This window comes from Marisediminitalea oceani, assembly GCF_003731635.1.
Classification (GTDB): Bacteria; Pseudomonadota; Gammaproteobacteria; order Enterobacterales; family Alteromonadaceae; genus Alteromonas; species Alteromonas oceani.
Genome location: NZ_RCUA01000087.1, coordinates 61,245 through 73,483 on the forward strand (window position 1 = coordinate 61,245; position 12,239 = coordinate 73,483).

Sequence of the window (12,239 nt, forward strand, 5' to 3'; positions counted from 1 at the left end):
CAAATGTTAAAAAAAGATTGCGAAACCCTCGCAGCCCTTTTTTCTTCTATGCCGGCACCGGCTGTGGTTGCTCAATACAGCGTAACAACATGGCCATCTCAGGTGAGAATCCCGCAACCGCCGGGATCTTAACTTTATAACCACTGCCCGGTGCTACCACTAACGTTTCATCCTGCTGGGAGCGCAAGGTATCGAGAGCAATCTCGGTATTGCCGGCCGGTGTCATCACTTCGAGTTTGTCGTTAACGCTGAAGCGGTTCTTTACTTCCACGTACCACCAGTCGTTGTCACCATGGGTTACCTCACCCACCAGCTGACGGGTATCGCTGGCTGAATTACCGCGGGCATATTGCTGATAGTCCTGATGGTTATGGCGTTGCAAAAACCCATCGGTATAGCCCCGGTTCGCCAGGTGCTCCAGTTCCAGGAACCAGTCGGCATCGAATGCCTCGCCCCGGCAGGCTGCATCAATAGCCTTACGATAAACCTGAGCGGTACGTGCGCAATAGTAAAAAGACTTGGTCCGCCCTTCTATTTTCAGCGAATCCACGCCAATCTCCACCAGCCGCTGAACATGCTGAATTGCCCGTAAGTCGCGGGAGTTCATTATGTAAGTCCCGTGCTCATCTTCAAAGGCGGGCATGGGTTCATCGGGGCGCTGGGGTTCGGTTAATAAGAATGCCTGGTCAGTCGGCGTGCCCATACCCAGAGTTGGCTCAACGGCATCACGAGCCGGAATATACTGGCCTACTTCATTATCCACTGCCGCTTCCGCTTTATATTCCCAGCGACAGGCATTGGTGCAGGCACCCTGATTAGGATCCCGTTTGTTTATATAGCCGGATAACAGACAACGTCCCGAGTAGGCCATACACAAAGCGCCATGCACAAACACTTCAAGTTCGATATCCGGGCAACGCTGCCTGATTTCTTCGATTTCGTTTAAACCCAGCTCTCGCGACAGGATAACCCGCTTGATCCCCTGCTGCTGCCAGAACTTTACAGCCGCCCAGTTCACGGCATTGGCCTGCACTGAGAGATGAATAGGTAAGTCAGGAAAATGCTCGCGAGTGAGCATTATAATGCCCGGGTCCGACATGATCATGGCATCGGGCTGTAACTCAGCCACCGGGGCCAGGTCCTGCACGAAGGTTTTTAACTTAGTGTTGTGCGGCGCAATATTATTAACGATATACAGCTGCTTATGATGAGCACTGGTGTAATCCCGGGCTTCCTGCAATTTGGCCAGGGTAAATTCGTTGTTGCGTACTCGCAGTGAATAACGGGGCTGACCGGCATACACCGCATCGGCGCCATAGTGCAGTGCATATCTCAGGTTTTTCATTGACCCGGCGGGTGACAGTAATTCAGGTTTTCGCATAACGTTAAGGTAACCGGTTAAAAAAAGCGCCGAAGCTTAACCAACCTATGCAGTAATGGTATTAACCGAGATCAAATAATGCGTTTTTCGGGCACAAAAAAACCGGCCTTAGCCGGTTTTCTCAGTACGATTTTCACCGTATCAGATGTTTTCGTTCAAAAACTCAGTCAGCTGCGCTTTTGACAGTGCACCCACTTTAGTGGCTGCAACATTACCGCCTTTAAACAGCAATAACGTAGGGATACCACGGATACCGTATTTCGGCGGAGTTTCATTATTTTCATCGACATTCAGCTTGCCAACTGTTAACTTTCCTTCAAAGTCGGTTGCGACCTCTTCCAGAATAGGGGCAATCATTTTACACGGGCCACACCATTCAGCCCAGAAGTCAACCAGCACAGGACCTTCAGCATTGATAACATCTGCTTCGAACTTATCGTCAGTCAACTGGATAATTTTGTCGCTCATTCTTTTCTCCGTAATTGGTCTGTCGCTGAATTGTTCAGCTCTACCATAAGTGTTATATAGAAACTGTTTTTTAATGCAAGCACTGATAAGCTATAAGCTATGCAAACAACTCATTTAACCGAAACACATTTTTCCGATTTACCCATCAATGGCAAAGTCATTGATGCCTTAAATGCTGCAAATTTTACGCATTGTACACCAATTCAGGCGCTAAGCTTACCTCCTTTATTAGAAGGTAATGACATAGCCGGCCAGGCCCAAACCGGAACGGGTAAGACCATGGCATTTCTGGTCGCAACTTTCCACCATATTTTGAGCCGGGAACCAAATCCTGACGGTGAAAAGGAAGGGCCAAAAGCCATCATTATGGCACCTACGCGGGAACTTGCCGTACAAATTTACAATGATGCAGAACTGCTTAGTAAGCATACAGGGCTTTCACTTGCTCTCATTTATGGGGGCGAAGGTTACCAAAGTCAACGCGAAACTTTGCAGGATGGGGTAGATATCGTTATAGGTACGACAGGCCGCATACTGGATTATTACAAACAAGGCGTGTTCTCGCTGAATAATATCCAGGTTGCCGTGCTCGATGAAGCCGATCGTATGTTTGACCTTGGCTTTATCAAGGACATTCGCTTTTTATTCCGTCGTATGCCGCCAGCCGCCGAACGCCTGAGCATGCTGTTCTCAGCCACGCTAAGCTACCGTGTGCAGGAACTGGCTTACGAGCATATGAACAACCCTACTCACGTACAGGTTGAAGCCCAGCAAATGACCGCAAGTCGCGTGTCAGAAGAATTATTTTACCCGTCAGACGACGATAAAATAAAGCTGCTGCTAACCCTGATGGAAGAAGAATGGCCGGACAAAGCCATTGTATTTTCTAACACCAAGCATGGCTGTGAGCGCGTTGCCGACTGGCTTGAAGCCGACGGTCACCGGGTCGGTCTGTTAAGCGGCGATGTACCGCAGAAAAAACGTCTGGGTATTCTGGAAGACTTTACCGGCGGCAAACTGGACATTCTGGTCGCCACCGATGTAGCAGCCCGAGGCCTGCATATCGAAGCAGTTTCCCACGTTTTCAACTATGATTTACCCGACGACCCGGAAGATTACGTACACCGCATCGGCCGTACCGGTCGGGCCGGAAAAAGCGGCGTTGCAATTAGTTTTGCCTGCGAGAAATACGCGCTCAACTTGCCGGGCATCGAAAGCTATATCCAGCATGCGATTCCGGTTACGGAATATGTGCAGGATGCCTTGCTTGACGATATTAAGCCACCGAAACCGCGTCAGCGTCGCCAGAACCGTCGCCCGTCTTCGCGTCGCAATAACTCAGGCAGAAGTTCAGGTAAGCGCCCACAGCATAAAAAGAATTAATATCGCAGTAAAACGTTATGCAGCCACAAACCGATTTTGACGCCGAGACACTCGGCGAATACTACGCCGCCGTAGACCTCGGGTCGAACAGCTTTCATATGGTGGTTGTACATGTTGCCAATGGCAGCGTACAGATCATCGGTAAGGTAAAACAAAAGGTCCGCCTGGCGGCCGGTCTCGACAAAGACATGGTTTTAAGTGAAGAAGCCATGCAACGTGGCTGGGATTGTTTGCAGACGTTTGCTGAGCGATTACAGGACATTCCGGCTTCTAATATTCGTATAGTTGCTACGGCAACACTGCGTCTTGCAGTCAATGCGCAGACCTTTATCGATAAAGCAGAGAAAATCCTCCACCATCAGCTCGACGTCATTCCCGGCGAAGAAGAAGCCCGGCAGATTTATCTTGGCGTAGCCTATACGTCGGCTAATCAGGGCAATTCCCTGGTAATTGATATTGGCGGGGCCAGTACCGAAATTATCATCGGTAATGATATGCAGCCTATCCATATGGTCAGCCTCGATATGGGCTGTGTCACTTTTATGGAGCGCTATTTCCTCGATGGCGAGCTATCGGAAGCCAACTTCCAGCGCGCCAAAGAAGCCGCCTACGAGCTGCTTGACCCGGTTGCCGATGCTTTCCTTTGCTTTGACTGGCAAAACTGTCTGGGCGCGTCTGGTACGCCTCAGGCGATCACTGAAATTCTGGTAAAACAGGGGATCAGCGATGCTATCCGGATTGACTATCTGTATAACCTGAGACAGCAGTGTATTGACTGTGGCAACCTGAAAGATTTGGTGATCGATGGTCTTGAGCCTAATCGACAGCCTATTTTCCCCAGTGGCCTGACTATTCTGCTGGCCTTGTTTGAACGATTAAAAATCCGCACCATGAATATTTCCGGCGGCGCGCTCCGCGAGGGTTTGATTTATGGCATGCTGGATAACCTTAAACATAACGACCGCCGTACCCAGACCTTAAATACCGCCATTCGCCGGTACCATATTGATAAGCCCCATGCGGTTAACGTAAAGCAACTGGCAATCAATTTGTGTAAGCAGCTCTGTCAGCAATCAACGTTTTGTCATCTGGACACCGAGACGGTGCTGGATGCAGCCGCCATGCTGCACGAGATTGGCTTGCATATTGAGTATAAAAAGCACCATGAACACGGTGCCTATATTCTTAATTATATCGATTTACCTGGTTACACGCGCTTACAGCGAGCCGCTATCAGAGACCTGGTAGGCGGTCATCGTCAGGCTATCGATTTGCAACCTTTTGCCTTGTATCACGAGGACGTAAAGCCCATGCTGGAAGGTTTGCTGCGGATCCTGCGAATTGCGGTGGTTGTGTGTTTACGCCGCCATCAGCAACATATTCCTGCCATTGAGCTGAAAGTCGACGGCCTTGACTGGACACTGACATTCCCGGAGAAATGGCTCAAGGAGCATCCTCTTATTAATGCGGAACTGGTTAACGAAGCCTGGTTACAGCATAAAGCAGGCTGGCACCTTACCTGTCAGTAGGGCCAGCCAGTCTGGTAGATTAGCGGTTTTGCAGCAGACGGGCCGCTTCCGGCGCAAAATAAGTTAAAATGCCATCGGCACCGGCACGTTTAAAGGCCAGCAGAGATTCCAGGATAACCTGCTCACGGTTGAGCCAGCCATTGTCGAAAGCCGCCACGTGCATGGCATACTCACCACTCACCTGATAAGCAAAGGTTGGCACTGCCAGCTCTGACTTACAGCGACGAACGATATCAAGATAAGGCATGCCCGGCTTAACCATGACCATATCAGCGCCTTCTTCCAGATCCAGTGCTATCTCAGTCATGGCTTCATCGCTGTTGGCCGGATCCATCTGATAGGTTTTCTTGTTCCCGCCTTTGATATTTGCTGCAGAGCCGACAGCGTCGCGGAAAGGCCCGTAGTAAGCAGACGCATACTTAGCGGCGTAGGCCATGATACAGGTATGGACAAACCCAGCTTCTTCGAGCGCATCGCGAATGGCGCCGATGCGGCCGTCCATCATGTCTGAAGGGGCGACAATGTCCACACCCGCTTCAGCATGCGATAACGCCTGTTTAATTAAAATTTCGACCGTTTCGTCGTTCATCACATAGCCGTCTTCATCGATCAGGCCATCCTGCCCATGGGATGTGAACGGGTCTAGTGCAACATCAGAAATAAGCATCATTTCCGGTAATTCGGCTTTCAGCGTACGGATGGCAGTTTGTGCGATTGCGTCAGCATTAAAGGCCTCACTGGCACACAGGGTCTTTTTCTCCATAGGAGTGACCGGGAATAACGCCAGGCTGCGGATACCCAGTTCATAGGCCTCTTTAGCAGCTTCTACTAACAGATCGATGGATAACCTTTCTACGCCGGGCATGGAAGGTACAGCTTCGCGCTGGTTACTGCCAGGCAGTACGAATACCGGATAAATAAGATCGGCAGCAGTGAGTTGGTTTTCGGCAACCATCGCGCGTAATCCTTCGGTACGACGCAATCGACGCATGCGGCGCGGCAAATATTGTGAATAGCTCATAGTTTTATCTCAATGTGGTTTAACTGAGGTAGCAACAACCCGGTTTCGACCGGCCTGTTTAGCGGCATACAGCCTTTCATCGGCCAGTTTAAGCAATTCTGTTTCGGCATCCTCATGGGAAATAATTGCACTGGCGACACCGCCACTCATGGTTAGTGAAATGCTTTCATTATCGATAATACAAGGGGTATCGGCTAACTGCTGACGAATCGACTCAATGAGCTGACCGGCCCCCTCGGTCTCGGTATTGGGCAAAATAATAGCAAACTCTTCTCCACCGTAGCGGCACACATCGTCGGACGGGCGTTTAAGTAAGCTCTGCAGCGTTTGCGCCACATGGCGAATACAGGTGTCGCCAACACTGTGGCCGTATTGATCGTTAATCTGTTTAAAGTGGTCGATGTCTATCATCGCCAGTGCCAGTGGTGTTTGCTCTCGCCTGCTGCGTCGCCCTTCGGCTTGTATGCGCTTGTCAAAGTGCCTGCGATTGCGGATGCCGGTGAGCGGGTCGATGGTATTGAGTTTTTCCAGTTCGCGGTTAGCATCCGACAGCTCACGCAGCGCAATTTCAAGCTCCAGCGTGCGCTCCTGCACTTTGTACTCCAGCTCATCCTGAGCTCGTTGTTGCAGCTCAATAAGCTCCTGTTTAGCCGATACCGCTTCGCGCTCCTGTTCGAGCGCCTGCTCCTTTGCCTGCATCATCTGATCGCGCTGGCGACTGTAACTCATTGCGAGGATAAACGATAACATCAGAGCTTCGATAGTCGCACCGTACACCAGCAGTACCTGTGACGGAATGCTGATATTCAGTACACCAAGATTATCCAGACTGGCCGACAAGGCACTGATTAACAGCGCACTCCACGCCAGCGCGTAATATCCGGCAATACTGATGCGGCGCACGGCAAACCAGATGGCCACACCCATAATCAGAATAACCGTGATGGTAAGCAGCATTAAAAAGACTTTAATCGAGATGGCGTAATCGAGCAGCAATGCGCTGACTGTTAATACCAGAAATGATAGCGCCAGGGCTCTGAAGCACTTGGTAAAGAACGGGCTGTGTTGCCGGACTTCCAGCAGTGAACCTGAAAAAATAACCGCAAAAAACAACGTGGCGCTGGCCAGAAACCCGACGGCCTGGCTTTGGAACCAAACCTGGTTGGGCCACAGGTACTTATAACCAAAACCATGCAGACTTGCCAGCGTGAGGCCAAGGCACAGTACGTAACCAGTATAAAACAGAAAGGTCAGATTACGGGTGGTAAAAAAGAAAAACAGATTACTCAGCCCCATGGCTAGTAACAGGCCAAAGAACAGGCCCATTATCAGGTTGGTGTTGGCGGTATACTCACTGAATGCCTGGCGCTGCCAAACCTTTACCGGTAGTTTCACTACACTGGATGACTGCACCCGCACAAACACCTCTGCCGGCCGGTCATTTTCCGGCAGGGCAAATAAAAAGCTGTTGTAACGCAACTCGCGTTGATTAAAGGGTTCCTTATCACCCGCCGAAAAATGCTGCTGCGCTTCACCCTGCACCACCCACAGGTCAATGTAATCCAGCAGGGGATAGTCGATTTCGATATAGGACGGCTGACTATCAAGACTGGCAGAGGCTAACGAAAACCTTACCCAATGGGCTTTATCGCTGTAGCCAAAGCTGATTGGGTTGCTAATCGGGTGCCAGTCGGTATTAGTCCTTATCGCTGTTAAGGTACCTGGCGAAGAGGTAGCGACAGCAGCTTGCAGTTCAGGCGTAAAACTTTGCTGGGTATCATCGAGGGCAGACCGGGTGATTACAATAAGCACCGCCACAACCAACAGGCTGGTTAGTATAAATAACCACTTTTCTGTAACCAGTTTGGTTGACGCAAAAAACTGCATACTATTCGCTCTGCTAGCCAAATAACTGTTTGGCGTTGTTAAAGCTGATATTTTGTACCTGTTCAACACTCAGCGTTTTGATCTGAGCGACAGTTTGGCCAATATGCGGCAAACAGGCCGGCGCATTATTGCGCTGTCTCGGCTTCCGATCCTTAGGATACAGATAGGGCGCATCGGTTTCCAGAATAAGCCGCTCTGCTGGCAGCTCGCTTAGCGCTTCTCGTAGTGACTCTCCGCGTTTAGCGTCACACACCCAACCGGTAATCCCTATGTACAGTCCCAGCGCCAGGTAGGCTCGCATTTCTTCAGGGGTACCGGTAAAACAATGGGCGATCCCGCCTGCCAGCTTACTTTTGAAAGGTTCGAGAATAGCCAGTTGTTCGGTAAAAGCGTCCCTTTCATGCAGATATACCGGTTTGTTGAGCTCAACCGCCAACGCCAGCTGTTCAGCAAACACGGCGCGCTGCACATCACGGGGAGAGAAATCACGGTTAAAATCCAGACCGCACTCCCCCACTGCCACCACGCCGGGCTGTTTAGCTTTTTCCCGCAATTCCTGCCAGTGTTCCGGACGGGCATCTTTAGCATTGTGAGGATGAACGCCGAGGGTATAACAGAGCTGCTCAGGATACTGTTGATAGTAATCTTCAGCCTGCTGCCATTCATTCGGATGAGTGGTGATAAGACAAAGTCTGGAAACGCCGGCAGCAAGGGCATCTTCGATGGTTTGTTCGACGGGCATACGCGTATCGAACATATTTACCCCGGCATCAAACCAGGCCATGTTAGCGGATCCGCTTTACTTTAATGCGGCGGTTAACGCCGTCATGACTCAGAAAGAAAGCGCCGAGAAAACCGCTTTCGATAGTCACTTCCATGCCGGTGTCGAGCTGCATTGGCTGACTATCTTTTTGTTGCCACTGAGTGCCGTTATCCAGAGTGATTAGCAGTTTGCCACGGGCAGTCTCACCAAGTTGTGAGATAGTGGCGGTGATTTCATCAATGTCTTCCTCAACCGTCTTTGGCGGTAAACCAAAGTCGGCAGGTGCCTGACTACGCGGCTGAGTCTGCTTGCGCTCGTCACGTCGGGCCTGAGCTTGTTCAGACCTGTTAGCAGCCTGCTTGTCACGTGCCTTTTCTGTGCCAGTGACCGCTGGTTTCTGTGGCTTTTTCTGGTTGTTTTCGGATGCGGTAAAACGCTCAAGGGCCGGGGATTGGATGGCATCAAAACAAGCGAGGCGCCGGGAATCATTGTCGATGGCTTTACAGGATGCAATGGCCTGAAGCAGGTTGTCGGCATAGCTATTTACCGACACCAGCCACAACAAAGCAGGTAAAATCAAAGCGGACAGTTTTTTCATGGCTGGCATCCTTTGGTTTTGTTTTAGTGTCTCAGGCCATTTGTTGTAAACAGTTTAGTCCTTCGCGGCGGACTCTTCCTCATCATCTTCGTTTTCATCTTCGTCATCGCGACTATACAATGCGCCGATGACTACACCGCACTCAAACAATATCCACATTGGGATAGCCAGTAACGACTGGGAAATAATATCCGGCGGTGTCAGCAGCATGCCAATAACAAAGGCCCCGACAATAACGTAAGGCCGTTTCTGTCGCAGGCTGTTGGCATCGGTTACGCCGGTCCAGCACAGCAGAACTATGGCAATGGGGATTTCAAATGACACGCCAAAAGCAAAAAACAGCTTCAATACAAAATTAAGATAACTGTTGATATCGGTAGCAACGGTTACGCCTTCCGGGGCCACCGAGGTAAAGAATGCAAACACCACCGGAAATACCACGTAATAGGCGAACGCCATACCGGCATAAAACAGCAGGGTGCTGGAGAACAGCAGCGGTGCTACCAGCTTCTTCTCGTTGCGATACAACCCCGGAGCAACAAAACCCCACACCTGAAACAGCACATAGGGGATGGCAATGAAAAACGACAGCACCATGGTTAACTTGAAAGGTGCGAAGAAAGGCGACGCGACGTCTGTCGCAATCATGGATGAATTAACCGGTAACGTCCGTAACAGCGGCTGAGCCAGCAACTGATAAAGATCGTTAGAAAAATAAGCCAGGCATGCAAATACCAGAAATACGCTGAGGACAGCGCGCAGCAACCGTGAGCGCAACTCAATCAGATGCGATATAAGACTATTTTCTTCAGACATTTATGGCTTTTTATACGGTTTTTGAACAGATTCGGCAGCTTCTTTTAGTTCGTCAACGCTGTTTTTCAACTCCGGAGACAAATCTTTAAGCCCTTGTTGTTCCGCTTTTTTTAAATTCTCATGCAACTCGTGAACCCGCAGTTGATGCTCAACTTCTTCCTTGAACCCACTGGCCACGTTCCTAACGCTTCGAATTGTTTTCAGAGTAGAGCGCATAGCACCGGGCAGCCGTTCAGGCCCCAGCACAACAAGCGCCAATACACCAATTAACAGGATTTCCCAAAACCCAATATCGAACATTAGTGTTTTTCTTTAGTTTCGCTTTCTGTTTTAACAGATTCGCTACCGGCCTTTGGCTTTTCTTCCACTTTAGACTGCGGCTCTTTAAAGTCGGCGTCTTCTTCAGACACAGCTTTCTTGAAACCTTTAATTGCTCCGCCTAAATCCGAACCAATGCCTTTTAATTTTTTGGTACCAAATAACAGCACAACAATTACCAGCACGATGAGTAGTTGTACCCAACCAATATTGCCCATAAAAACCTCTTGCTTACATCAATGACTACAGTATGCCATTGACTGTCAATTCAAACAGCACTTTTATCGATTAATCGCGATATTCTACCGAGCTATTTGTGATAAGCCAGTATTGATTAGTCCGCAAGCCAAAAAAATCGCAGGTCAGATCTGTGCCGCCCGATGACGAAAATTTTATTTGCAGCAATCGGCATTATCGCGCAAGCTAACTTAATCAGTTACAAGCATTTTCATGGAAGTCAGGTGCTTAACTACCAATGTCCGAATTAGACACGCTAACGATAAAAGGAACTGGCCATCTTGTTTAAACGCAGGCAATTCGCCAGTTTGCTGCTCCTTGGGTTATGGGTGAGTAGTCAGGCCCTCGGTCAGTCTGATGACACATCGGTTGAACGGGATAAGCCGCAGCAAAGTCCGCCGGTCACAGAAAGCTGGCTGGACAACTGGCACAGTAATTTTAGTGAGTCCATGGATTACACAGCGCAACGTCTTGACGAGTTTTTTGCGCTGGCAGACAGTGACGAGCATAAAAATGCCAGGGCTGAAGGCAGAGTGCGATTTGGCTGGGAGCCCCGTACCCGGGATCTGGCTGCGCAGGATTTTCGCTTCAGGGTCAGGGTAAAATTACCGGCTTTAAAAGACCGCGTAGATTTAATGCTATCTGATGACGAAAGCTACGACCGTCAGGACTCCATCCGCGCAGCAAGGGATGCGGTTAACGAAAACCGCGACTCCACTACCCTGTCGCTACGCTATCAGGAAGAACAGGACTCGCCTATATCCCACCGTATTGGTGCCGGAAGACGAGGCCAGTTGTTTGCCAAAAGTCAGTACGAAAACGATTATCACTTTACTGATGTGCTGAAGATGGATTACGACGCCGAGCTTTACTATTACACCCGGGATGAGCTTGGCGCCGAGCTCGGACTCGATTTCACCTACCTGCTGGCCGATGAAAAATACCTGCGCTTTAATAACCGTTATTATTACCGCGACCGCTTTGAAGACTGGTTCTGGCGACACGAAGTGCAATACCTACGACCGCTCACTCAGGAAAGTGCCATATTGTATACCTTTGTGACCAAAGGCCTGACCAAGCCCAATCACCACCTGAATGAGGTGTATACCAGTGCCCGCTGGCGCACTAACTACTTGCGCTCGTGGCTTTATTTTGAACTTGAGCCGTTTGTATTATGGCTTCGCAAAGAAGACTTTAAGCCCTCTTATGGAGTAGCCATGCGCTTTGAGTTTTACTACGGCCAACAGTAACTGGCCATAGAGCGCGTTTCATTGCCCATTGCGCTCACATTGTGATTTTTCTGGCGGATACTTTCTCACCATACCAGCTGAAAAATAAAACAAAATGAAATCAGTGTATTACTCTGCATTAATGTATTTTCGTAACAGTTATAAACCGCAACCCTCTTGCTCACAAACCCAGAATTGGGTTTAATAGACCATCTGGACTGGTTAATTATTAATCGCTATACGCAACAAGGAGGGGCATCAATGCTATTTAAAAGCTGCATTAAACTGTTATTTTGCCTCGGGCTATCCCTGCCAGCGTCGGCGTTACAACCAGATCACGACGAACTCCTTTTACAGTTCCAGCAAAGCTTCGGTTATCAGAGTCCACCGCTGTTTTACAAACCTCCGCCACAACTCAGCTCCCGGTTTGACGAAAGTCACCTCAGTGTGTTTTTTTCCTTCTTCTCTGTGGCACTCATTATACTGGCCATTCGTGGTCAGCAACGTCAGGATTACAGCCAGTTTCGGGATCCCCGCAAACACCACCGGCTGGCCTTACCTAACCACCAGTTTTAGACAAAAAAAAGCCCGGCTAAGCCGGGCTTTTTA

13 protein-coding genes are annotated in these 12,239 nt (G+C 49.6%); 4 read left to right on the forward strand and 9 right to left on the reverse strand.

Annotation, left to right across the window (positions count from 1 at the left end; all coding sequences use genetic code 11):
- Window positions 1-46: 46 nt before the first annotated feature.
- Window positions 47-1,381: a prephenate-dependent tRNA uridine(34) hydroxylase TrhP gene (gene trhP, locus D9T21_RS21765; protein WP_123327266.1), complete on the reverse strand. Its 1,335-nt coding sequence runs from the start codon at window positions 1,379-1,381 to the stop codon at window positions 47-49.
- Between the two features lie 141 nt (window positions 1,382-1,522).
- Complete coding sequence (trxA, locus tag D9T21_RS21770) at window positions 1,523-1,849, reverse strand: thioredoxin TrxA (protein ID WP_105936165.1); 327 nt, start codon at window positions 1,847-1,849, stop codon at window positions 1,523-1,525.
- Window positions 1,850-1,948: 99 nt separating this feature from the next.
- Here trxA and rhlB point away from each other — a divergent pair, with 99 nt between their 5' ends.
- Together rhlB and D9T21_RS21780 are read left to right on the forward strand one after the other, a co-directional pair.
- Window positions 1,949-3,232, forward strand: a complete 1,284-nt coding sequence (gene rhlB, locus D9T21_RS21775; RefSeq protein ID WP_123327267.1) for an ATP-dependent RNA helicase RhlB — start codon at window positions 1,949-1,951, stop codon at window positions 3,230-3,232.
- A 17-nt stretch (window positions 3,233-3,249) separates the two neighbouring features.
- Window positions 3,250-4,761, forward strand: coding sequence for a Ppx/GppA phosphatase family protein (locus tag D9T21_RS21780; protein ID WP_123327268.1), 1,512 nt, complete (start codon window positions 3,250-3,252; stop codon window positions 4,759-4,761).
- A gap of 19 nt (window positions 4,762-4,780) precedes the next feature.
- Here the strand turns inward: D9T21_RS21780 and hemB are convergent, their stop codons facing one another.
- The 7 genes from hemB to tatA are packed head-to-tail and all read right to left on the reverse strand — an operon-like array spanning window position 4,781 to window position 10,382.
- Window positions 4,781-5,782: a porphobilinogen synthase gene (gene hemB / locus D9T21_RS21785; protein WP_123327269.1), complete on the reverse strand. Its 1,002-nt coding sequence runs from the start codon at window positions 5,780-5,782 to the stop codon at window positions 4,781-4,783.
- Window positions 5,783-5,791: 9 nt separating this feature from the next.
- On the reverse strand, window positions 5,792-7,669 hold the full coding sequence (locus D9T21_RS21790; protein WP_123327270.1) for a sensor domain-containing diguanylate cyclase: 1,878 nt from the start codon (window positions 7,667-7,669) through the stop codon (window positions 5,792-5,794).
- Between the two features lie 13 nt (window positions 7,670-7,682).
- Entirely contained in the window at window positions 7,683-8,453 is a 771-nt protein-coding gene (locus tag D9T21_RS21795; RefSeq protein ID WP_123327271.1) for a TatD family hydrolase, read from the reverse strand.
- 1 nt (window position 8,454) lies between these two features.
- The gene (locus D9T21_RS21800; protein ID WP_123327272.1) at window positions 8,455-9,030 is read right to left on the reverse strand and encodes a hypothetical protein; all 576 of its coding nucleotides are present in this window, start codon (window positions 9,028-9,030) and stop codon (window positions 8,455-8,457) included.
- Window positions 9,031-9,084: 54 nt separating this feature from the next.
- Window positions 9,085-9,846, reverse strand: coding sequence for a twin-arginine translocase subunit TatC (tatC, locus tag D9T21_RS21805; RefSeq protein WP_123327273.1), 762 nt, complete (start codon window positions 9,844-9,846; stop codon window positions 9,085-9,087).
- Window positions 9,847-10,146: a Sec-independent protein translocase protein TatB gene (tatB, locus tag D9T21_RS21810; RefSeq protein ID WP_123327274.1), complete on the reverse strand. Its 300-nt coding sequence runs from the start codon at window positions 10,144-10,146 to the stop codon at window positions 9,847-9,849. It abuts the gene before it with no gap.
- Window positions 10,146-10,382 (reverse strand): twin-arginine translocase TatA/TatE family subunit, encoded by a 237-nt coding sequence (gene tatA, locus D9T21_RS21815; RefSeq protein ID WP_105936174.1) that lies wholly within the window; start codon window positions 10,380-10,382, stop codon window positions 10,146-10,148. Before tatA ends, tatB begins: the two co-directional genes overlap by 1 nt.
- A gap of 300 nt (window positions 10,383-10,682) precedes the next feature.
- Between tatA and D9T21_RS21820 the strand changes: the two genes are divergently transcribed.
- Complete coding sequence (locus D9T21_RS21820; protein WP_123327275.1) at window positions 10,683-11,651, forward strand: hypothetical protein; 969 nt, start codon at window positions 10,683-10,685, stop codon at window positions 11,649-11,651.
- A 240-nt stretch (window positions 11,652-11,891) separates the two neighbouring features.
- Complete coding sequence (locus D9T21_RS21825) at window positions 11,892-12,206, forward strand: hypothetical protein (RefSeq protein ID WP_123327276.1); 315 nt, start codon at window positions 11,892-11,894, stop codon at window positions 12,204-12,206.
- The last annotated feature ends 33 nt before the right edge of the window (window positions 12,207-12,239 follow it).